Source organism: Rhizobium sp. PEPV16 (genome assembly GCF_008919455.1).
In the GTDB taxonomy this organism is placed as follows: Bacteria; Pseudomonadota; Alphaproteobacteria; order Rhizobiales; family Rhizobiaceae; genus Rhizobium; species Rhizobium leguminosarum_Q.
This window is the reverse complement of record NZ_VSZV01000352.1, coordinates 1-22,355: the sequence shown is the minus strand read 5'-3', so window position 1 is coordinate 22,355 and position 22,355 is coordinate 1. Positions and strand designations below refer to the sequence as shown.

At 60.2% G+C, this 22,355-nt stretch carries 24 protein-coding genes; 13 read left to right on the top strand and 11 right to left on the bottom strand.

Annotated features, from left to right (window positions below; all coding sequences use genetic code 11):
- The first annotated feature begins 2 nt into the window (after positions 1-2).
- From FY112_RS31590 to ligD, 9 genes are all read left to right on the top strand, one after another.
- A complete protein-coding gene (locus FY112_RS31590) occupies positions 3-1,514 on the top strand; it encodes a glycerol-3-phosphate dehydrogenase (RefSeq protein WP_151520162.1) in 1,512 nt (503 codons plus the stop codon).
- Between the two features lie 11 nt (positions 1,515-1,525).
- Entirely contained in the window at positions 1,526-2,458 is a 933-nt protein-coding gene (locus FY112_RS31585) for a TIM barrel protein (protein ID WP_151520161.1), read from the top strand.
- Positions 2,459-2,528: 70 nt separating this feature from the next.
- On the top strand, positions 2,529-3,464 hold the full coding sequence (locus FY112_RS31580; RefSeq protein WP_065282691.1) for a sugar-binding transcriptional regulator: 936 nt from the start codon (positions 2,529-2,531) through the stop codon (positions 3,462-3,464).
- A 97-nt stretch (positions 3,465-3,561) separates the two neighbouring features.
- The gene (locus tag FY112_RS31575) at positions 3,562-4,338 is read left to right on the top strand and encodes a DeoR/GlpR family DNA-binding transcription regulator (RefSeq protein ID WP_151520160.1); all 777 of its coding nucleotides are present in this window, start codon (positions 3,562-3,564) and stop codon (positions 4,336-4,338) included.
- Positions 4,335-5,105, top strand: a complete 771-nt coding sequence (locus FY112_RS31570; RefSeq protein ID WP_151520159.1) for a triose-phosphate isomerase — start codon at positions 4,335-4,337, stop codon at positions 5,103-5,105. Before FY112_RS31575 ends, FY112_RS31570 begins: the two co-directional genes overlap by 4 nt.
- 9 nt (positions 5,106-5,114) lie before the next feature.
- Positions 5,115-5,570, top strand: a complete 456-nt coding sequence (locus FY112_RS31565; RefSeq protein WP_017996196.1) for an RpiB/LacA/LacB family sugar-phosphate isomerase — start codon at positions 5,115-5,117, stop codon at positions 5,568-5,570.
- A 460-nt stretch (positions 5,571-6,030) separates the two neighbouring features.
- On the top strand, positions 6,031-6,930 hold the full coding sequence (locus tag FY112_RS31560) for a Ku protein (RefSeq protein ID WP_151520158.1): 900 nt from the start codon (positions 6,031-6,033) through the stop codon (positions 6,928-6,930).
- Positions 6,931-6,942: 12 nt separating this feature from the next.
- Positions 6,943-7,761, top strand: a complete 819-nt coding sequence (locus tag FY112_RS31555; RefSeq protein WP_065282696.1) for a Ku protein — start codon at positions 6,943-6,945, stop codon at positions 7,759-7,761.
- Positions 7,762-7,769: 8 nt separating this feature from the next.
- Entirely contained in the window at positions 7,770-8,813 is a 1,044-nt protein-coding gene (gene ligD / locus FY112_RS31550; RefSeq protein WP_151520157.1) for a non-homologous end-joining DNA ligase, read from the top strand.
- Between the two features lie 30 nt (positions 8,814-8,843).
- On the opposite strand, the gene FY112_RS31545 is transcribed toward ligD, so the two are convergent.
- From FY112_RS31545 to FY112_RS31520, 6 genes are read right to left on the bottom strand one after another with little or no spacing between them, the layout of a single operon-like run.
- A complete protein-coding gene (locus tag FY112_RS31545; RefSeq protein WP_131708154.1) occupies positions 8,844-9,140 on the bottom strand; it encodes a YciI family protein in 297 nt (98 codons plus the stop codon).
- The gene (locus FY112_RS31540) at positions 9,137-9,985 is read right to left on the bottom strand and encodes a dioxygenase (RefSeq protein ID WP_151520156.1); all 849 of its coding nucleotides are present in this window, start codon (positions 9,983-9,985) and stop codon (positions 9,137-9,139) included. The genes FY112_RS31545 and FY112_RS31540 overlap by 4 nt, the downstream gene beginning before the upstream one ends.
- A gap of 20 nt (positions 9,986-10,005) precedes the next feature.
- Entirely contained in the window at positions 10,006-11,064 is a 1,059-nt protein-coding gene (locus FY112_RS31535) for a maleylacetate reductase (RefSeq protein WP_151520155.1), read from the bottom strand.
- A 1-nt stretch (position 11,065) separates the two neighbouring features.
- Positions 11,066-12,046, bottom strand: a complete 981-nt coding sequence (gene tsdA / locus FY112_RS31530; RefSeq protein WP_151520154.1) for a gamma-resorcylate decarboxylase — start codon at positions 12,044-12,046, stop codon at positions 11,066-11,068.
- A gap of 47 nt (positions 12,047-12,093) precedes the next feature.
- Complete coding sequence (locus tag FY112_RS31525) at positions 12,094-13,326, bottom strand: flavin-dependent monooxygenase (RefSeq protein ID WP_151520153.1); 1,233 nt, start codon at positions 13,324-13,326, stop codon at positions 12,094-12,096.
- 10 nt (positions 13,327-13,336) lie between these two features.
- A complete protein-coding gene (locus tag FY112_RS31520) occupies positions 13,337-13,876 on the bottom strand; it encodes a flavin reductase family protein (RefSeq protein WP_017956502.1) in 540 nt (179 codons plus the stop codon).
- A 201-nt stretch (positions 13,877-14,077) separates the two neighbouring features.
- Here FY112_RS31520 and FY112_RS31515 point away from each other — a divergent pair, with 201 nt between their 5' ends.
- The 4 genes from FY112_RS31515 to FY112_RS31500 all read left to right on the top strand — a co-directional run bounded on the left by FY112_RS31515 (position 14,078) and on the right by FY112_RS31500 (position 16,861).
- The gene (locus FY112_RS31515; RefSeq protein ID WP_003562469.1) at positions 14,078-14,530 is read left to right on the top strand and encodes a MarR family transcriptional regulator; all 453 of its coding nucleotides are present in this window, start codon (positions 14,078-14,080) and stop codon (positions 14,528-14,530) included.
- Positions 14,531-14,712: 182 nt separating this feature from the next.
- Entirely contained in the window at positions 14,713-16,014 is a 1,302-nt protein-coding gene (locus tag FY112_RS31510; RefSeq protein ID WP_170269190.1) for an aromatic acid/H+ symport family MFS transporter, read from the top strand.
- 177 nt (positions 16,015-16,191) lie between these two features.
- Positions 16,192-16,425, top strand: coding sequence for a BrnA antitoxin family protein (locus FY112_RS31505; protein ID WP_017956500.1), 234 nt, complete (start codon positions 16,192-16,194; stop codon positions 16,423-16,425).
- Positions 16,426-16,465: 40 nt separating this feature from the next.
- Positions 16,466-16,861 carry a hypothetical protein gene (locus FY112_RS31500; RefSeq protein ID WP_032998953.1) on the top strand — a complete coding sequence of 132 codons (396 nt, stop codon included), beginning with the start codon at positions 16,466-16,468 and terminating at the stop codon, positions 16,859-16,861.
- A 101-nt stretch (positions 16,862-16,962) separates the two neighbouring features.
- Here the strand turns inward: FY112_RS31500 and FY112_RS31495 are convergent, their stop codons facing one another.
- From FY112_RS31495 to denD, 5 genes are all read right to left on the bottom strand, one after another.
- Positions 16,963-17,862, bottom strand: coding sequence for a carbohydrate ABC transporter permease (locus FY112_RS31495; RefSeq protein ID WP_151520152.1), 900 nt, complete (start codon positions 17,860-17,862; stop codon positions 16,963-16,965).
- 14 nt (positions 17,863-17,876) lie between these two features.
- Positions 17,877-18,809: a sugar ABC transporter permease gene (locus FY112_RS31490; RefSeq protein ID WP_017956497.1), complete on the bottom strand. Its 933-nt coding sequence runs from the start codon at positions 18,807-18,809 to the stop codon at positions 17,877-17,879.
- Between the two features lie 83 nt (positions 18,810-18,892).
- Positions 18,893-20,197: an ABC transporter substrate-binding protein gene (locus FY112_RS31485; RefSeq protein ID WP_151520151.1), complete on the bottom strand. Its 1,305-nt coding sequence runs from the start codon at positions 20,195-20,197 to the stop codon at positions 18,893-18,895.
- Between the two features lie 148 nt (positions 20,198-20,345).
- Positions 20,346-21,413, bottom strand: a complete 1,068-nt coding sequence (gene ugpC, locus FY112_RS31480) for a sn-glycerol-3-phosphate ABC transporter ATP-binding protein UgpC (RefSeq protein WP_017956495.1) — start codon at positions 21,411-21,413, stop codon at positions 20,346-20,348.
- A gap of 166 nt (positions 21,414-21,579) precedes the next feature.
- On the bottom strand, positions 21,580-22,355 hold a 776-nt coding region (gene denD, locus FY112_RS31475; protein WP_151520150.1), incomplete at its 5' end, for a D-erythronate dehydrogenase.

The following is a 22,355-nucleotide window of genomic DNA, read 5'->3' as shown; positions in this document are numbered from 1 at the left end:
ACATGACCGAACCCGAACTCCTGGATCTCTTCGTCATCGGCGGAGGCATCAACGGCGCGGGGATAGCACGCGATGCTGCCGGCCGCGGCCTGAAGGTCGTGCTGTGCGAAAAGGACGACCTGGCACAGGGAACGTCGTCGCGTTCGGGCAAGCTGGTGCATGGCGGTCTGCGTTACCTCGAATATTACGAATTCCGCCTGGTGCGTGAGGCGCTGATCGAGCGTGAAGTGCTGCTCAATGCCGCGCCGCATATCATCTGGCCGATGCGCTTCGTCCTGCCGCACAGCCCGGAAGATCGCCCCGCATGGCTCGTGCGGCTCGGCCTCTTCCTCTATGATCATCTCGGCGGCCGCAAGAAACTGCCCGGGACCCGCACGCTCAATCTGCTCCGCGACCCGGAAGGCACGCCGATCCTCGATCAATACACACGCGGTTTTGAATATTCCGATTGCTGGGTCGACGACGCCCGCCTCGTGACCTTGAATGCGGTCAGCGCAGCGGAAAACGGCGCCCTGGTGCTGACCCGCTCGCCCGCCGTGTCGGCCCGCCGCGAGAATGGCGGTTGGACCGTGGTCACCAAAAGCAACACCACGGGGGAGACGCGAACCTTCCGTGCCAAATGTCTGGTGAACTGCGCCGGCCCCTGGGTGATGGACATCATCAATCGCGTCGCAGGTTCGAACTCCGGCCGCAACGTCCGCCTCGTCAAGGGCAGCCACATCATCGTGCCGAAGTTCTGGGCAGGCGCCAATGCCTATCTGGTGCAGAACCACGACAAGCGCGTCATTTTCATCAATCCCTATGAGGGCGATAAGGCGTTGATCGGGACGACCGATATCGCTTACGAAGGCCGGGCCGAGGATGTTGCCGCCGACGAGACGGAAATCGAGTATCTGCTCCAGGCGGTCAATCGCTACTTCAAGGAAAAGCTGCGTCGCCACGATGTGCTGCACAGCTTCTCCGGCGTGCGCCCGCTGTTTGACGATGGCAAGGGCAACCCGTCCGCCGTTACCCGCGACTATGTCTTCGATCTCGACGAGACAGGCGGCGCTCCGCTGCTCAACGTCTTCGGCGGCAAGATCACTACATTCCGCGAGCTCGCCGAACGCGGCATGCAGCGTCTCAAGCATATTTTCCCGAATATGGGAGGCGACTGGACGGAGAAAGCGCCGCTGCCGGGCGGCGAAATTCCGAATGCTGATTACGAGAGCTTCGCCAACAGCCTGCGCGATATTTATCCCTGGATGCCGCGCAAGCTCGTGCATCACTACGGCCGTCTCTATGGCGCCCGCGCCAGGAATGTGGTTGCTGGTGCGACTGGCATAGACGGGCTGGGGCGGCATTTCGGCGGACAGCTCTACGAGGCCGAGGCCCGCTATCTCGTCGCCACGGAATGGGCCGAAACGGCCGACGATATCCTCTATCGCCGCACCAAACACTACCTCCATCTGAACGAAGCGGAACGCGCGGCCTTCGGCGAGTGGTTTGCTTCCACCCGCCTTGCCGCCGCTTGAAGGATGCCGCCATGCCGCTGACCCTTTCGCTCAATACCAATCCGCTGGTGAACCGCTTCGCCGACCCAGACGATCTGATCGACACGGTTGCGCGTGATTTGCGGATCCGCGACCTCCAGCTAACCCACGAATTCATCAATCCGAGCTGGCAGGCGCCGGTGATCAGCCGCCTGACGCGCAAGATGAGCGATGCCCTGAAGCGCACCGGCGTGCGGGTCACGTCGGGCATGACGGGCCCCTATGGGCGCCTCAATCATTTCGGACATCCGGATGCCGATGTGCGCCGCTACTACGTCGACTGGTTCAAGATCTTTGCCGACATCACCGCCGATCTCGGCGGCCATTCGGTCGGCACGCAATTTGCGATCTTCACCTATAAGGACTTCGACCATCCGGCCAGGCGCGAGGAACTGATCAAGATCGCGATCGATTGTTGGGCCGATGTCGCCGAGCACGCGCGCGCCGCAGGACTCTCCTACATGTTCTGGGAGCCGATGAGCATCGGCCGCGAGTTCGGCGAGACGATCGGCGCCTGCCTGTCGCTGCAGGAGCGGCTGACAGCCGCCGGAATGGCCATCCCGATGTGGATGATGGCGGATATCGATCATGGCGACGTCACCTCCGCCGATCCCGACGACTACGACCCCTATGCCTGGGCACGCGCCGTCCCGCCGGTATCGCCGATCATCCACATCAAACAGAGCCTGATGGACAAGGGCGGGCACCGGCCCTTTACCGCCGAATTCAACGCCAAGGGCCGCATCCAGCCGGCGCCTCTGCTCCAGGCACTGGCCGAAGGTGGGGCGAAGGACAATGAAATCTGCCTGGAACTCTCCTTCAAGGAACGCGAGCCGAACGATCGCCAGGTCATCCCGCAGATTGCCGAAAGCGTCGCCTTCTGGGCGCCGCATATCGACACCGGCGTCGCCGACTTGAACATCTGAGGCGGAGATCTTTAAAAGGCAGCACTGCGATACGGCGGAATCGCCGCATGACCTTCGAAAAGGAGCCGTGATGACGGACGCCGATGATACGCTTGCCGTGCGTGCTGCCTGGCTTCACTATGCCGGTGGCCTGACGCAGTCCGACGTTGCTCGCCGCCTCGGTGTGCCGTCGGTAAAGGCCCATCGCCTGATCGCCAGAGCGGTCGCCGATGGCGTCGTCAAAGTTACCATCGACGGGGATATCGTCGAATGCGTCGAGCTGGAGATGCGGCTTTCGGAGCGGTTCGGGCTTCAATATTGCGAGGTCGCACCCGATCTCGGCGAGGAAGGCTTGCCGCTGCGTGCACTCGGCCATGCCGGTGCCGGCTATCTCAAGCGCGAGATCGAGCGCGGCGACAATACGGTGATCGGCCTTGGTCATGGCCGCACGCTTTCCGCCGCCGTCCAATATATGCCGAGGGTGAGCGCGAAGAACCTGCGCTTCGTCTCGTTGCTTGGCGGGCTGACACGAAACTACGGCGCCAATCCCTATGACGTGATGCATCGCATCGCCGAAAAGACCGGCGCCCATGCCTATGTGATGCCGGTTCCCTTTTTCGCCAATACCGGCGAGGACCGCGAAGTGCTGAAGGCGCAGCGTGCCGTCAAGGAGGTCTTCGATCTTGCCAACAATGCCGATCTGAAGCTCGTCGGCCTGGGAACTGTCGATGCCGAGGCGCAGCTGGTTTTGTCCGGCATGGTCGAGCCCGGTGAAATCGACGACATCGCTGCCGCGGGCGGCGTCGGCGAAATCCTCGGACATTTTTTCGACGCCGACGGCCATATCCTCGAGACCGCGCTGACGGCGCGCACGCTCTCTGCATCTTTTCCCAAAACCAAGAAAGAGCGGCTCGTGGCGCTGGCGGGCGGACAGTCGAAAGTGGCTGCCATCCGGGCAATTCTGAATAGCCGCCGCCTTTTCGGGCTGATCACCGACGAACGAACCGCCCAGGCATTGCTGAAGTAACACGAAAGCAACAACATTTAATCGCAAAATAACATAATAAATGTTGATTATAACGTGTGTTCTGTTATCTTAACGTCAAACAGGAGTGGAGATCAGGATGAGGCGGGAAGAGCGGCAGCAGTTGATCGTCAACCTGCTCGTCGAAAACAAGACCGTCGATCTCGACGACCTCGCCGATCGCTTCACCGTGTCGAAGATGACGATCCATCGCGATCTCGATGATCTCGAGCTGGCCGGCGTCCTGCGCAAGATTCGCGGCGGCGCGACCATTGACGCCGGAACGCAGTTCGAAAGCGATTTCCGGATTCGCGAGCGCCAGGGCAACGAGGCCAAGCTGGCTATGGCTGAGACCGCGCTGGAACTGGTCGAGCCGGGGATGACGGTGATGGTAAACGACGGCTCGATGGCGGCCGTGCTCGGCGAGATGCTGCTGCAGAAGCGGCCGCTGACGTTGATCACCAACAACGCGGCGATCATGGAGCGGCTGAAAGGCGAAGCCGGCATCACGCTGATCGCGCTTGGCGGCATCTACTCGGCCAAATTCAACGCCTATCTCGGCGTCGTCACCGAGGAGGCATTGTCGCGGCTGAGGGCCGACATAGCCTTCATTTCGACGCCCGCCGTCAGCGGCAAGCTTGCCTATCACATGGACGACAACGTCGTGCGTGCCAAGCGGGCGATGATCGCGTCGTCGACCAGGACCTGTCTTCTGGTCAACCATCAGCGCATCGGCCACACCGCCCTGCATGTCATGGCGGATCTGGCCGACTTCGACGCCGTTATCACCGACAGCGCACCGGACGCCGCTGTCCTCGAGGAATTCGAGCAGGCGGGCATCACGCTCACCATCGCATTAACGCAGGATCCGACATGACCGAAAAGCCGCGCTTCTGGATTGGCACCAGCTGGAAGATGAACAAGACGCTTGCTGAAGCAGAGCACTTCGCCCACGGCCTCGAAGCTGCCGATGCCGCGCGCGACCCGCGTATCCAGCGCTTCGTCATTCCGTCTTTCACAGCGGTGCGCGAGGTCAAGGCGATGCTTGCCAAGACATCGGTGAAGGTCGGCGCGCAGAACATGCATTGGGCCGACCAGGGCGCCTGGACCGGCGAAGTCTCGCCGGTGATGCTGAAGGACTGCAATCTTGATCTCGTCGAGCTCGGTCATTCCGAACGGCGCGAACATTTTGCAGAGACCGACGAGACTGTGGGTCTGAAGACCGAAGCGGCGGTTCGCCACGGTCTCATTCCGCTGATCTGCATTGGCGAGACGCTTTCCGACCGCGAAAGCGGAAAGGCCGCCGACATGCTCGCAACCCAGGTGCGCGGCGCGCTTTCGAAACTTTCCGGCGCCCAGAAAAGCGCCGAAATCCTGCTTGCCTACGAGCCCGTCTGGGCGATCGGCGAGAAGGGCATCCCGGCGACTGCGGATTATGCGGATGCCCGCCAGTCTGAAATCATCGCCGTTGCCGAAACTGTGCTGGGCCGGAAGATCCGCTGCCTCTACGGCGGGTCGGTCAACCCGCAGAACTGCGAAGAACTGATCTCGAGCCCGCATATCGACGGGCTCTTCATTGGCCGTTCGGCCTGGAATGTCGAAGGTTACCTCGACATCCTGGCCAGATGCGCCGCCAAACTCTGAGGAGAGACAATGAAGCTTGCCATTGCAGGAGACAGTGCCGGCGAAGGCCTCGCCAAGATCCTGGCCGACCATCTGAAAGAGCGCTTCGACGTCTACGAAGTCTCGCGCACCAGCGCCGGTGCCGATCCTTTCTACGCCAACCTCTCGGATCGCGTCGCCTCAGGCGTCATCGACGGCACCTACGACAAGGCGATCCTCGTTTGCGGCACCGGCATCGGTGTGTGCATCTCGGCCAACAAGGTTCCGGGCATCCGCGCCGCCCTGACGCACGACACCTATTCTGCCGAGCGTGCAGCGCTTTCCAACAATGCGCAGATCATCACCATGGGAGCCCGCGTCATCGGAACCGAGCTTGCAAAGTCGATCGCTGATGCATTTCTTGCCCAGACCTTCGACGAGAACGGCCGGTCTGCCGGTAACGTCAAGGCCATGGATGATCTCGACGCAAAGTACAGCGCCCGCTGATCCTGCCGCGACCAAGAAAAACGGCTTGTCGGCGGCAAGATGACCTGCATCGGCTGTCTGGCCGAAGAGGTCGATGCGGTTGGCGACCTCGTCAATGCTTGATGTTGTGATCGCCTTGGTCGCCCTCGCCGGCCTTTGCTTTCGTCTTGGCCGTTTGGCAGCTAGCGAGCGACCGACGTCATCGCTCTCCTTAAACTGTCCCTGCTTATTACGGCGGACATAGCGTCGTCGGTGCCGGTATCGATCAGTTCGCGCTTGGTCATGTCATCTATTCCTGTGGTTGCCGTCTTCTTGAATCGCACGCCGTGGCAAAAAGATGCATCGAATCAAGAACATCTCCAGACGCGGAATACGGGAGGTTGTCGTCCGTTAAGTCCTTGAAATTAGATTCGTTTCGCGGCGGAACAATCAGCCGGGTGATTGAGTTGACTCGCGTTGGTTGTGTGAGGGAGTCGCGCAGATGGTTGCCCCGCGGGCGAATTGGAAAGGCTACATCAAGTTTGGAGAAGTTGCGTTTCCCGTCGCGCTCTACACGGCCGCATCCTCGTCCGAACGGATCGCATTCAACACCCTTAACCGAAAGACTGGCAATCGGGTTCGGCGTGAGTTCGTCGACAGCGAAACCGGCGATCCCGTCGAGCGCGAGGATCAGGTCAAAGGTTTCGAGATCGAGGACGGGCGATATGTCGTCCTTGAACCCGACGAAGTCGCGGCCGCGATTCCGAACAGCGATAAGACACTTACGGTCGAGGCGTTCATTCCCTGCGATGAAGTCGACGATGTCTATTTCGACAAGCCATACTACCTTGCTCCCGACAAGTTAGGCGGAGACGCCTATAAACTGCTGCGCGACGGCATGAAAAAGGCCAAGGTTGCTGCAATTGCTCGTACGGTCTTGTTCCGGCGTCTGCGTACCGTTCTCATTCGGCCGCACGGCAACGGCTTGGTCGGCTCCACCTTGAACTATGACTATGAGGTCCGTTCGTCGCAAAAGGCTTTCGAGGAAATGCCGGACCTGAAGATCGAAGGCGAGATGCTGGAACTCGCCAAGCACATCATCAATACGAAGAAAGGTGAATTTGATCCGAAGCAGTTCGATGATCGCTATGAGGAGGCGGTCGCCGAGCTGGTGAAGGCCAAGATCGAGGGCCGTACGCTGCCGAAGAAGAAGGCACCCCCCGCATCAAAGCCGAGCGACCTGCTTCAGGCGCTGCGTGAAAGTGCCGGAATGTCCGCGCCCGCCAAGAACAAGCGCACCGCAGCTAACGCAAATGCCGGAAAAGGTCGCCAGAAGGCAGCGCGTGCTACATCGTCGAAGTCGCGCGGCACCGGCGCCGCTCAACACCGCCGCGCCAGCTGATCGGAGGATGCCATGGCCCTTCGTCCCCACTGGAAAGGCTACCTCAAGCTCTCGCTTGTCACCTGCCCCGTGCAGATGATGCCGGCGACCTCGGAAAACGAGAAGGTCCGCTTCCACACCTTGAACCGAGAGACGCAGAACCGCGTCGTCAGCCATTACGTGGATTCCGTCACCGGCAAGGAGGTGAAGGATGAGGACGAGGTCAAGGGCTATCAACGTGGTGAGAACGAGTACGTCATCCTGGAAGACGAGGAACTCGAAAGTATCGCGCTCGACAGTACCAAGACGATCGACATCGAAGTTTTCGCACCGCGCGACGGCGTCGACTGGATCTGGCTCGATACGCCCTACTATCTTTCTCCGGACGATCCGGTCGGTCAGGAGGCGTTTTCGGTCATCCGCGACGCCATGGCCGCCGAGAATATGGTCGGCATATCAAGACTGGTAATCTCGAGACGGGAACGCGCCGTCATGTTGGAGCCACGCGGCAAGGGCATCGTACTTTGGACGCTGCGTTATGGGGATGAGGTGCGCGATGCAGAGACCTATTTCGAGAGAGTCGATGACCAGCCTGCCGACAGCGAAATGATGCCGCTTGTCCAGCAGCTCATCAAAAAGCAGACGCAGCACTGGAGCCCGAAGATGGTTTCCGATCCGGTTCAGGACAAGCTCCTCGACATCATCGACGCGAAGAAGAAGCAGATGAAAAAGCCGAGCAGGACAACGTCCAAGTCCAAGGAAAAGCAAGAGCCGGCACCAAGCAATGTCATCAACATCATGGATGCCCTGCGCAAGTCGGTCGAAGCGGAAAACCGCCCGGGGAGGCGCTAGGCCTGATCATGACGCGCTCGCGCCGCCCAATTCTGCCCTTGCTTGATGAATCTCACTCAACGCTGCAGTCTCGTCCGATCCGCAAGCGCGATCCTGACCAGCCCAGTCTGCCCTTCGATCCAATGCCGACGCGCATTGAGCCGTGCCTCGCACTGCTGAAGCCGACTGTGCCCCTGGGGCCGGATTGGCTCTATGAGGTGAAGTTGGATGGCTATCGATTGGCAATCTACGTAGAGCCGAAGGGCGTGCGGGTCATCACCCGCGGCGGCCATGACTGGACCCACCGCTTCCCCACCATCGCCGCCGCAGCGAGAGAGCTTGGCGTAACAACCGCCATTCTCGACGGCGAGGCCGTTGTACTCGATGATCACGGCCGATCGGATTTTGGCGCCCTGCAACGTTCGCTCGGCGGGCGGGGCGGCAAGCGGGTGTCGACCGAGTCAATCCTCGTTGCCTTCGACCTTCTCTATCTCGATGGACACGTTCTGACAGGCACCGAGCTTGACGTGCGCCGACACCTGCTTGAAGACCTAATACCGGACGGCGACAATCAGACGATCCGCATCTCCGAGGAGATAGATCTGCCTGCCGAAGAGCTCCTTGAGCACGCCTGCCATCGTCATCTGGAAGGCATCATTGCCAAGCATCGCGACCGACCCTATCGCAGCGGTCGCACCGGCGATTGGCTGAAAATCAAGTGCGTCCAGAGCGAGAGCTTCATGATCGTCGGCTATGAGCAGTCTGCATCCGCCCGCGGCGGCATCGGCAGCCTATTGTTGGCCGGCAGACGAGGCCTCGATTGGATTTACGTTGGCTCCGTCGGAACCGGTTTCACTGCCAGCGACGCTGAATACCTGAAAAAGACGCTGGACCGGTTGAAGACGAGCCGGCCGGTTATTCCCCTGAAGGGCAAGCGCCTCGTCCTCGTGCAGCCGACGTTGATCGCCGAGATCGAGTTTCGTGGCTGGACGGATGACGGCAATCTCCGCCACGCCTCCTACAAGGGGCTGCGTGAGGTTCAGGACAACGCCGCCGTCTTCGATATGGCCTAAAATCCTCCTGCTCTAAGGTCAAAACGCCGATCAGAGATTCTCCAGAAGAAGCCCAAAACTGGGCCGCCATTCGAATATATCGACGCTCGCGTAAACGCCGGAGCGGACGAAGGGGTCTCCTGCGCTGAAGGCCTCGAACTCGGCGAGCGTTTCGACTTGCGCCATCACGATTGCGGTGGAACCCTTGCCCTCCGCCGGCGCTGCGGAAGGTCCGGACAGCAGGATGCGGATCGCCGCGCCATGCAGATAGGCCTTGTGCTCATCGAGAAATCTTGAGCGTTCGGCAGCCTTGCCGGGGTCGGATACCGCATAGCGGGCGACGATCATTGTCTATTCTCCACCGGCGTCAGCACGAAATCGAAATCGGAGCGCCAGACCGTCGGGTGATCGACACGCTGGAAAGGCGCGACCAGGCTGTTTTTCACCCCGAACACCGTATCGGATTCCAGATAGCGATCGTCGCCGACAAACGTGTGGGTTACGAGTTTCTGATACCCTGAAGCCGTGATCAGGTAATGGGTATGGGCAGGACGGAAGGGATGGCGGCCGAGCGACGTCAGCATCTGGCCGACCGGGCCATCATCCGGGATCGGATAGGAAACCGGCTTTATGCCGACAAAGCTATAGGCTCCATCTGCGCCGGTGACGAAAATGCCCCGGTTGTTCCACTTCGGCTGAATATCCGGCTGCTGAACGTCGTAGAAGCCATCGGAATTATCCGACCATACATCGATCCGGGCTCCCTCGATCGGATTGCCGTTAAGATCGAGCACCCGCCCGATGAAGAGACAGCTCTCGCCCTTGCCGTCGAGCGAGATGTTTTCACCCATCTGCCGTACGGGCGCACCTTCGACATGGAACGGTCCGAACACGGTATTTTCCGTGGCGCCTGGCGGACGCCGGTTGTTGATCGCATCCACCAGCATCGACAAACCTAGCGTATCGCTGAGCAGGATGAACTCCTGTCGCTCGTCATGGCAGAGATGGCCGGTTCGGGTCAGGAAGCCTATGGCCAACTCCCATTCCTCCTGGGTCAGGCTGATATCCTTGGCAAAGGCATGCAGGTGTTTGACAAGCGACGCCATGACTTCGGCAAGGCGCGGATCAACGCCCTGCCCCATCCGCGAGTTGACGGCTTCCACGGATCTCTCTTCAGTGAAATATTCAGGCACGTGGCCATCCTCCAAAAGCATTAACGCGGCCGCGCGCCCTCCCAGGCGCTCTGCAACAAAGCCCGGATCGCTTTCCGTTCGATCGGGCGCGGGTTCCAGTAGGGGTTCCGGGCGGCGAGTTCCGCCGCATGGTCCAGATCGACTTCCTTCATACCCAGATCTCGCAGCGCCAGAGGGGCGCCGATCGAAGCGGCAAAATCATAAAGACCGCTGCCCAGCGAGCCGCCAAAAAGATCGGCAGCGGGCTTTAGCGCATCCGCTGCGGCTGCGGCGTTGTAGGCGGCAGAATGGGGAAGAATGACCGCATGGGTTTCGGCATGCGGCAGGTCGAAGCTACCGCCCAGCGTATGGCAAAGTTTGTGATGCAGGGCCATTCCAACTGCTCCGAGCACCGTGCCGCACAGCCAGGAACCGTAAAGCGCTTCGCTTCGCGGCTCGATGTCCCCAGGTGCATTGGCGATTTGAGGCAAAGCCTGCTTCAGCGCGCGCAAACCCTCGACCGCCATCATTGACGAAATGGGATTGCGATCCTGCGCGTAGAGACCTTCGACCGCATGAGCCATCGCATTGAGCCCGCTGCTGACGCTGATGTTGACCGGCAATCCCAATGTCAATTCGGGGTCGTAGATCACCACTTCGGGTAGGATGCCGGCCCCGCGGACCGTCGTCTTCTGCCCGTTCTCTGTCTGGCCGAGGATCGGTGTAACCTCCGACCCCGCATAGGTCGTCGCCACCACGATTTGCAGCGCGTCATTGCGATAGGCGATCGCCTTGCCGAGACCGATCGTCGATCCGCCGCCGATCGCGACGACGCAATCGGCGCCGGCTGCGTTATATGCTGCCATCGCGCGCTCGGTCACATCGACCGGCGTATGCATCGTCGCATCGTGGAATAGTCCCGCCGCAAGCGGGCCGAGGGATGCGGCGATCCGTTCAGCCTCCGCTTTCTGGTGCGGGGTCGAAAGGATCAGGGCGCGCTTGCCGCCCCGTCCTGCAATCGCATCGGCGAGACGGCTCAACGAGCCGCTCCCGAATATCACCTGGGCCGCGCTGACCGTGTATCTGAAAGGTGCGACCATGCTATCGATCGAGTTTGAAGAGTGAAACTGCGTTGGTGCGACCGATCTTCAGACGGTCGGCTTCGGAGATGGTGGCGCTGTCGAACCAGTTTGCAGCATGGTCGATGTTCTCGAATGGCCAGTCTGCCGAGAACAGAATTCGGTCTGCGCCGATTTCCAGCATAGCATCGATCAACGATTGCGTGCGGAAATTCCCTGACGTCGTGATGTAGAAATTCTCGTTGAAATAATCGGCAATCGGGCGTTTGGCCGGATAGCTCTTTTCCACCTTGACCCACGCATTCCGGTTGTCGATGCGCCACATCATGTATGGCAATCCCTCGCCCATGTGGCCAACGATGATCCGCAAAGCCGGATGTTCGTCAAACAGGCCGGATCCCATCAGGCGCAGCGCATGAACGGCAGTCTCCTGCGCGAACGCCCATGTCGGACCCATTAGCCAGGAATGGCCAGCATAGATCCGGCTATCCTGCGGCAGCGGGTTGCGCGGATGCAGATAGAAGGGAACGTTGAGCTTTTCGACTTCGGCCCAGAACGGACGGTATTGCGGCAAGTCGTAGTAAAGCGGCGTCGTTCCGTCGCCTTCCTGCGAAAAACCATTGACCAGGGCGCCGACGAAACCCATCGTTGTCACGCAGCGCTGCAATTCCTGCGCGGCCGCATCCGGATCCTGCAGAGGCAAAGCTGCAAATCCTAGGAAACGGTTCGGGTTCTTGACGCATTGCTCCGCCAGAAAGTCGTTGGCGCGTCGGGAAATCTCCAGGGCCTTTGCCCTATCCGGGATCGCCTGCACGGCCGGGGCGTTCAGCGACAGGATCATTTTCTCGATGCCGTGGGCATCCATCAGCCGCAAACGCTTTTCCTGGATATCCAGGAGACGGGCGGACAGCTCCGTCCAGTAGTCGCCCGGCACGAATCCAGCCGAATCCTGCAGTGTCTCGGGAATGGCGAAATGTTCTTCAAGCGCGATCTTGCCTTGCACGATATGTTCTCTTTCCTGTCTTGAATCGAAATGCTGAGGATGGCGGATCAGAATTGTCCCTTGGGCGGAAGACCGAGCAGCTGCTGGCCGGCCATGGTGCCGACGGCATCCCAATTCATGGAAATGTGGCGCCCGACGGCATTTGCATCGCGCCACGCCCGCTGGACGGGGTTGGACATCTGGAGGCCGAGGCCGCCTGTCGATGCATTGAGTGCTTCGACGGCCCGAAGCGCCAGGCTGACCGCAAAGGACTGGCTCCGCCGGGCCAGAATCCGATCGTCCTCGGTGATCTCGCCGGTACCATCTTCGCGGGCCTGGGCTAGTTGCTGCGCCCGGGCAATATCGCGCAGAATGATTTCGCGGGCGGCATCCACGGATGCGGAGGCTTCCGCCACGCGAAGTTGGATCGTCGGAAACTCCGCGATCTTGTTGTTGCCGCCGGCCACTGCGCCACGTGTCACACGGGTCCCGATCTGGTCGATATAGCTATCCAGTGCGCCCTTGGCCGCACCGACGGCCGCGCTGCCGAGGCAGAACGGAACTCCCATGAGGAGCGGAATGTTGAAAAGCCCGATACCCTTGTAGCCACGTCCGCCCGGCGTTCTGCCGGAGGTCGCATCCGGAAAGCTCAATATGCGGTATTCGGGAACGAAGACATCCTTAAGGATCAGGCTTTTTGAGCCGGTGCCCGCGAGGCCGACCACGTCCCAGGTTTCGGCGATGGTATAGTCGCTGGCGGGAACCAGAAGAAACGCCGGTACAGGACGTTCCCCCTCGCCGTTTGGCGGAATGATCGCCGCACAGAGCGCCCATTGGGCATTTTCGCATCCGCTCGCAAAGGCCCAATCGCCGGATAGCCGGAACCCCCCCTCGACACGTTCCGCCATACGGACCGGCGCGTAGGAACCGCAGAGCAGCGCATCCGGATCGCTGCCCCACACCTCCTGCTGAACCCTTTCATCGAACATGGCAAGGAGCCATTGATGCGCGGAAAGGAGGCCGGCAACCCAGCCGGTGGAGGCGCAGGCCGACGATAGCTCGATATTTGCATCGACAAGCTCGGCAAAGGATCCTTCGTCGCCGCCGAAACGGGCCGGCTTGACGATATCGAAATAGCCGGCGGAGCGCAGCAGATCGATAGCGCGCGCCGGCACACGGCCGGATTTTTCCGTATCGCGCGCGCCGGCACGGATTTCGTCCAGCACCGGGGCGATGCGATCTGCAAGACATGCGGTCTTGACCCGCGCCGAGGCGGGAAACAGGGCGGCTGTATTGTTCATGGAACTACCTTCAGTTCTGGGATGCAGGAAGCGCGTGCTGTGGCGCGCAATATTTCGAATTCTCGTACATCAGCGCGATCGTATTTTCGGAATGGCGTGTATCCACCACCTGCCCGATGAAGATCGTATGCGTTCCATAGGGAACTGCGCCCATGCGGCGGCAGACAACCGAGGCATGAGCGGAATTCAGCACCATCATGCCGCGCTCATGGCGAACCCAATCGGCAGCGTCGAACCGACGCTCAGGCGCAATCTTGCCGCTGAAACCTTCCGATACGGCTGCCTGCCTGTCGGTCAGAATGCTGACTGCGAATTCCGGCACCTCAAGCAGCATGTCATGCAGGTAGGTGCGATTGTTCAGGCAGATGATGAGAGATGGCGGATCCATCGAAAGTGATGTGACGGCGGTGGCCGTCATTCCATGATCCGCACCGTTGCGGCAAGCAGAAATGACCGTCACCGTCGCCGGGAAACGGCGCATGGTCGATCGAAACGCATCGCTGATGGGTGCGGGGGCCGGCGCTATGCCGAGGGCAGCAGTGGCAGACATGATTTCCTCCCGTGTCTCCTTAGCTTCCAGATTATTGCATTTGCAACTATTGTCAATGCAAGTTTATAAATTGAGCGGGAAAATGCTTGCCTTACTCAGCCTTTCTCGACGGCTGAAAGCCAATCGTGTTGTCATTCCGGTCATTTAGGTGCATGTCGGAGAGAGCCCTCAGCAAGCGAAATCCCGCCAGCAGACAGAGACATGTACAAACTTACCGATTCCGTTCCTTATCTTCTCAATCGCGCCGGCGTGCGGATAGCCGAGGTGTTCGCGCAGAGAATCGCCGAAGACAATCTCAGCGTGGCGATGTACCGGGTTCTGGCCATGCTCAAGGAGCGCCGCGAGAGCACCCTGGGGGATCTCGCCGACGTCGTCTCTGTCGAGATTTCGACGCTGTCGCGCCTCGTCGGCACACTGGCCAAACGCAAGCTGGTGTCGAGAACACGTCCGGAAGATAATGGCCGCATCGTCATCGTAAGGCTGACCCCGCAGGGCGAGGCGCTGACCGAAAGGCTCATGCCGCTTGCCGTCGAGCTTGAACGCACCGCGGTTCAGGACATGTCGGACGAGGAGGTCGCAGCACTGAAGAAGGCGCTGCGCCGCATGCACAGCAACCTGCCGGCAATGTCCGGAAAGGGAAAAGTTGCGAGCTGAAAAGTTTGCAGTTGCAAATATTTTATTCGCAAGTATTTAATAGCGTGTCATCGTTGTCTTGACATAGCCCGTTTGCGGGTGAGTCTGGCGCTGGGAGGAACCACGCCGGCAACGATCCAGGAGGATTTGTACACGGATCGACGCGGACCTGCCGCTGGCAGGAGCGTACTTCCTGTACGCAAATGTATGGGGAGGGAACATTGGCCATACAAGATCTCGCTATTATCAACGAACGCGTTCGCAGCCCGAATATCATCATCGCCCTTTGCGGTCTGCTGATCCTGTTCGACGGCTATGACCTGATCGTTTACGGCGCAGTCGCGCCGGCTTTGCTCGGTGAAGCCAGTTGGGGCCTGACGCCGGGCATGGTCGGACGGGCTGCCTCCATCACCCTGTTCGGTATGCTGCTGGGCGCTCTCGTTGCCGGAACACTTGCTGACAGGATAGGTCGTCGCAAGGTCATCATCGGCAGTCTGCTGAGCTTTTCCGTGATGATGATCGGCAGCGGTCTTGCGCCGAACTTTCTCGCTTTCGAGGGAACACGTTTTCTCGCCGGCCTGGGCCTTGGAGCTCTTTTTCCCACGGTAACCGCTTTGATCATCGAGTTTTCTCCGCCGAAACGGAAGGCAATGGCCTATTCGATTGCTCTTCTGGGTTACCTGGCCGGCGGCATCATCTCGGGTATCCTCGGAATGCTGCTGATACAGAAATACGGATGGCGTCCACTGATGATTATCGGCGGTGCACCGATCCTGCTTCTGCCTTTCTTCATCCGTCTCATCCCCGAGTCCCCCGAATGGCTGGCAACGAAGAACCGCCAGACCGAAGCGAACCAGATTGCAAACCAGTACGGGCTGCCCAATCCTATAGCCAGGCCTGCTGCGTTTCGACAAGTGGGCATCCGGTCGCTGTTTTCCGAAGGTCGCCTGCTGCCGACATTGAACGCATGGGGCATTCACTTCTGTTCGCTTCTGCTCACATTCGGCATGGTCAACTGGCTTCCGACCATCATGAACAAGATGGGCTATGACCTCGGTTCTGCCCTCCTCTTCTCCGTAACGCTCAACCTCGGAGCGGCCGTCGGCCTCCTGATCGGCGCAAGGATTGCCGACCGCGGAAATGTCAAAATAGTCGTGGCTGGGATGTTTCTTCTCGGTGCCTGCTCGATCTGGTTGCTGACGCAGGTGGATCAGGGCCTCCAGGTTTATGGTCTCGTCGCACTTGCCGGTACGGGAACGATCGGTACGCAGATCCTCGCCAACGTTCTCGTTGGAAACCTCTATCCGGTCGAGATCCGCGGAACCGGCCTTGGTTTCTCGCTCGGCATCGGCCGTATCGGAGGCATGATAGGACCGGCCATCGGCGGTGCGGTTCTGGGTGCAGGCCTGGCTCCGCAGTGGAACTTCTACATCTTTGCATCCGTCGGAGTCTTGGGATGCGTCCTCGCACTCATGACATTGCTGTATCGCAAAAAGGCTGATTGACGCCCAGATTGTCGGCAGGTCTGGCATCCAGAACCTGCCGGCAATGGCTCCCGCACGCCGGCGGTCGAGCAGGTCGGCTAGATCGCCCTGATGAAACGAGCTAAATAGTCGACGAAGCAGCCGAGATCCCGTATGCCGCTCATATGTCGATCCGACAGGCAATAGAAAGTCATAACGATGGCAAATTCACCCCGCAGACCTGTCAATCCAATGGATGCTGCCGAAGCATTGTTCAAACCCGCGAAGAAGAAGCCGGAGCAGGCTGTTGAGCGGCCGGCGCTGCCGAATACAAAGGAGCTCGTTTCGCTCAAGATCGACAGTGATGTGCTTGCCTATTTCCAGGAAGATGGCCCTGGCTGGCAGGATCGGATCAACGATATATTGCGCGCCGCGATGAAGAACAGGCTCTGACCCTGTTGCACCATCTTGTCCGCCACGGGTGGTCGTTGTGATGCCGAATGCACTGCACCGGCTTCTCCGCAGCGGCGTTGTCCATGTTCTATTCGCCTCTTTGGCAATGGGCAGCTGGGCGGTCTTCGCCAATCGCGCGCACGCCATGCCATTGCCGCTCTATGCCGGGCTTGTGCAGGGTACGATATCCGCCTGCCTGACGCTTTTCCTGAAATCTGTGATAGACTGGCTTTCCAAGCGTTTCGTCGGATCTGCGCGATTTTGGGCGCCGCCTCTCATTGCTTGTCTCGGCTCAGCCAGCATTCTCGTGGCAATCCATGCGGCGACCGGCACACCGGAAATACTCAAGACCATCGCATTTCCGCTGCTCGTATCGACGAGCTATGCCGCAATTTACAATTATTCGATCTCGGCAAGACGAGGTTTCGATACATGATGGGAAGGCCCCTGATCCCATCTTGCGGACACTCCTCCTGCACACGATAACAGGCAGTCGCAACTGCTGCAGGAGCAAGAGGCGTGTCCGCGGAAAGGCTGTCACTCCTTTACCGCGCCGGTCATCGATGAGACGTAGTAGTCCACGAAGAACGAGTAGAGGATGACCACCGGGAGCGAGCCGAACAATGCGCCCGCCATCAGTGCCCCCCATTCGAAGACGTCGCCGCGCACCAGTTCGGTCAGCACGCCGACCGGGATGGTTTTGTTTTCCGACGACTGGATGAAAGTCAGCGCATAGATGAATTCGTTCCAGGACAGCGTGAAGGCGAAGATGCCAGCTGAAATCAGCCCCGGCACGGCGAGCGGCAGAATGATCTTGGTGAGAATCTGCCACCTGTTGGCGCCGTCCACCAGCGCGCTTTCCTCCAGCTCGAATGGAATCGAGCGGAAATAGCCCATCAGCAGCCAGGTGCAGAAGGGAATTAGGAAGGTCGGATAGGTGAAGATCAGTGCCAGCCGCGAGTCATAGATCCCGAGCTTGAAGACGATGAAGGCCAGCGGGATGAAGAGGATCGACGGCGGCACGAGATAGGCGAGGAAGATGACGAGGCCGACCGAACGCGAGCCGGTGAAGCGGACACGCTCGATGGCATAGGCGCCAAAGACCGAGGCTACCAGCGAGAGAAAGGTGGAGCAGACCGCGACCAGCATCGTGTTCCACAGCCAGCCGGGATAGGAGGTTTCGAGGAACAGGTATTTGATGTGCGCGAGCGTCGGTCCCACCACCCAGAACGGGCTGTAATTGCTGTAGTCGGTCAGCTGTTCGTTCGGCTTCACCGCGGTGATCGCCATCCAGTAGAACGGAAAGAGCAGAACGAAGACGAAGACGGCCATTGGCAGGTAGAGCATCACGATCCGCCGCGGCAGACGGTTCAGATAGCTCATGCCTTCGGCATTGTCGGTCACGACTTGATTGGCGGCGCTTGAATTTATCGACATCGTCATTCTCTCCTCTAATCCTGGCCGCCCTGTTGCCATTTGCGCCGTTGCAGCCCGAAGAAGCTGAACATGATGGCGCCGAGCAGGAAGGGCACCATGGCGACCGCGATGGCCGCACCCTCGCCGAGCTGACCGCCGGGAATGCCGCGCTGGAAGGATAGCGTCGCCATCAGATGCGTCGCGTTGACGGGTCCCCCCTTGGTCAGCACGTAGATGAGCTGGAAATCGGTGAAGGTGAAGAGCACCGAGAAGGTCATCACCACGGCGATGATCGGCGTCAACATCGGCAGTGTCACGTAGCGGAAACGCTGCCAGCTCGTGGCGCCGTCGAGTGAGGCGGCCTCCTGCAGCGACGCCGGAATGGTCTGCAGCCCCGCAAGCAGCGAGATCGCCACGAAGGGAATGCCGCGCCAGACATTGGCGACGATGACGGATATGCGCGCATTTATGGGATCGCCGAGGAAGTTGATCGGTCCGCTGATCAGCCCCAGTTGCATCAGCGACCAGGAGATGATCGAGAATTGGGAATCGTAGATCCACCAGAAGGCGAGCGCCGAAAGCACTGTCGGCACCACCCAGGGAAGCAGCACGATTGCCCGGAAGAAGGATTTGAACGGCAGATGCTGGTTGAGCAGCATCGCCAGCCAGAGGCCGAGCGCGAATTTTAGCACCGAGGCGACGGAGGTATAGAGAATGGTGTTGAAGACAGACAGCCAGAAGACGCCGTCGTCCATCAGGAACTGGTAGTTCTCCAGCCCGATGAAGATGCCGTCGCGGCCGATCCTCGTGTCGGTGAAGCCGAGCCAGACGCCGAGCCCCAGTGGATAGGTGAGAAAGCAGACGAGGAACACCGCCGCCGGCAGCATGAACAGGAAGCCCAGCACATTGTTGTTCTGCAGGAGCGAAGAGATCGGCCCGCGTCTATCCTCCGGATTCACCATCGACATTGCTTATCTCCAGATTACGTTTTGAACTCGCAGAGTGCTTGCGGCATGCCGTAGCCGGCATGCCGCTTGCTTTGACGCGCGGCTCAGACGCGATAGTAGCGGTTTGCCCGCCGTTCAGCTTCCTTCATCGCATCTTCGGGCGACATCTGGCCGGTGACGGCCGCCGCATACATGTCGACCAGAACGTAATCGGCCATGGTCGCAGCCGAGGCATAGCCGAGTGGGCCGGCATAGCCGTTCGGGCGCAGCTTTTCCGAGGCACGTGCATAAGGCGCGTGGATCGGATCGGATGTCCAGATCGGGTTCTTGGCGAAAGCCTTGAGCGGCTGGCAGCAATAGGCACTTGAGCCCTGGATCCAGGCATTCATCTGGTCGGCTTCCATCATGAACTTGATGTAGGCCTTCGCCGCCTCCGGATACTTCGTATGCTTGAAGAGAAGCAGTGAGCTCGTCTGGAAAAGCTCGACGCTTTGGCCAACCGGGCCGACGGGGAAATTCGTCGTGCGGATGTCCTTGGCGATCTCGGCGAGCTTCGGGTCGTTCTTGGCCGTGTAATAGACCGAGACGCCGTTGGCGATCAGCGACACCTGGCCTGCGAGGAAGGCGCGGTTGTTGTTGACGTCCTGCCAGCTTTCCGTGCCCGGAATGAAGGTCGCATAGAGCTCCTTGGCATAGTTGATCGACTCCAGCGTTTCCGCGCTGTTGATCGTCACCTTGCCGCCTTCGTCGACCATCTTGCCGCCGTGGCTCCAAAGCAGCCAATGGGCGTAGTTGTTGCCGTCGCCGACGGCCTTGCCGTGCGGGAAGCCGGCCGGCGTGCCCTTGGCTTTCATCGCCTTGCAAAGCTCGAGGAAGCCTGCCGTGTCTTTCGGGAACTCGCTGAAGCCGGCTGCCTTCACGTGAGTGTCGCGATAGACCACCGCATTGCCGATTGCCGCCAGCGGCATGGCGATGAAGGTGTCGCCGCGCGCCGCATAGCCCTTCACACCGTCATACCAGCCGCCATACTTGTTTCCGAGATAGTTGGCGAGCTCGGTCAGGTCGACCAGCTTGTCGGGATACTGATGAGCGTCGTCGAACCAGCACATGATGAGGTCCGGGCCGGAACCGACATTGGCCGCGACGGCAGCCTTCGGGCGGATATCTTCCCAGCTTTCCTTGTCAATGCGCACCTCAACGCCGGTCGCTTCGGTGAACTTCTTGGTGTTTGCAATCCAGGCCTCCTCGTCGCCCTTGACGAAAGGTGTCCAGCGCAGCAGCCGCAGGCTGGCGCCGCTTTCCGGCGTGTAGGTCGGTTCGGCCTGCGCGAAGGTCGGCCGGATGCCGAGGCCGGCGGCGCCGGCAACGGCAGCCGAGGCGGCAAGAAAGTCACGTCTCTTAAACCTCATGATATTCCTCCTCTTCAAAAAAGCGGGTGCGAACTCCCCACCATTCACCTCCCGCTTGGTGAACGACGGTCCTTGCATCCCTGAAACGGGGTGCTGCCGGCCTGCGGGCGACGGGGGCTCCTCCGCCCCGCGCAGCCGCTGGACGGCATCAGTCGGTCAGTCTCCGGCCGCTCTCGGCATCGAAGAGATGAACATGCGCGGCGTCGATCGCAACGCGCAGGGTCTCGCCCGGCCGCGCGCTGACGCGTTCGCGGAAGACGCAGCTGAGATCGCTGCCGCCGAGCCTGAGGATAAGATGCGTCTCGTAGCCAGTCGGCTCGATCACCACGATTTCACCGGGCAGGCCATCGGCATCGAGCAGGATGTATTCCGGGCGCAGCCCATAGACGAGGTCGCGGCCCAGGGCGTCGGCAGGCGGATTGGAAACCGGGAGCGTCGTGCCATCCGGCGCCTTGAAACTTTTAGGGTTTTCGGGGTCGAGCCTGCCCTTGATCATGTTCATCGCCGGCGAGCCGATGAACCCGCCAACGAAGAGATTGGCCGGCTTGTCGTAAAGCTCGAGCGGCGTGCCGATCTGCTCGACGACGCCGTCATGCATGACGACGATCTTGTCGGCCATGGTCATGGCCTCGATCTGGTCATGGGTGACGTAGACCGTCGTCGTTTTCAGCCGCTGGTGGAGTTCCTTGATTTCGGCGCGCATGGCGACGCGCAGCTTCGCATCGAGGTTGGAGAGCGGTTCGTCGAACAGGAAGACTTCCGGATCACGGACGATCGCCCGCCCCATGGCGACACGCTGGCGCTGGCCGCCGGAAAGCTGGCGCGGATAACGGTCGAGCAATTTGTCGAGACCGAGGATGCCGGCGGCATATTTCACCCGCTTCTCGGCTTCCGCCTTCGGCGCCTTGTTCAGCATCAGCGAGAAACCCATGTTCTGCTCCACCGTCATATGCGGATAGAGCGCATAGTTCTGGAACACCATGGCGATGTCGCGGTCCTTGGGCGGCAGCGTGTTGACCACGCGCCCGCCGATCTTGATCTCACCGCCGGAAATATTCTCAAGTCCCGCCAGCATCCGCAGAAGAGTGGACTTTCCACAACCCGACGGGCCGACCAGGATCACGAACTCCCCGTCGGCAATGTCGATGTCCACGCCTTTGATCACCGGAAATGACCCGAATGATTTCCGCACATCCGCGAATTGAACGCCTGCCATACCCACTCCTCCCAGAAATCGAGCGCTACATGCTATGTCTTCGTATTTTCGTATATCTTGCCGGCGGCCTTATCTTCTCAAGTCCTTCTGCCGCTGCAACCTCGCATATGCGGGTGTTCCATGGCGGTCATCTCCTCCTATCGGGCGATTTTAGCCCACCTCAATCTCATCCGGACGCACCCGGAGCGTCTTCGGCGAGATAGACCTCGATCAGCTCGTCCACCGTGGTTTCGGCGGAAAAACCCAGTGGCGTGGCGCGTTCGGGCGTAAAGGACTTCGGCCATCCGGCGACGATCCCTTCAATGACCTCGTCGCGGCGACGATCGATCAAGTCCGCCGCCTCGGGACCGGCAGCACGGCGCAAGGCGGCAATCTGGTCGGCAACGGTGGCGGCGACGCCTGGCATGGTGAGCGTGCGCCGAACACCCAGCGCCGCCGTGTCGAGCGTCGCAGCATGGATCAGGAACTTGATGGCGGATCGCGGGCTTGCCAGCCAGTGCTTGACCGTTTCTTCGACCGGAAGAACAGCCCGCTGGCCTGCGAGCGGTTCACGCAGGATTCCGGAAAAGAAGCCCGATGCGGCGGCGTTCGGCGCACCCGGCCGGATCACGATCGTCGGCAACCGAATTCCGACGCCGTCGATAAAGCCGCGCCGCGAATAGTCGGCAAGTAGAAGCTCGGATATCGCCTTCTGGACTCCGTAGCTGGTCAGAGGCGCCAGCACGTAATCGTCGGGAATGGGATCGGGAAACGGCGAGCCATAGACCGCGATCGACGAGGAGAATACGAAGCGGGGAACATAGGCTTGGCGGGCTCCTTCCCGGCGGATCGCTTCCAATAGCGATCGCGTGCCGTCCAGATTGACCCGGTAGCCGAGTTCGAAATTGCGCTCGGCTTCGCCGGAAACGATCGCGGCAAGATGGAAGATCACGTCAGCCCGGC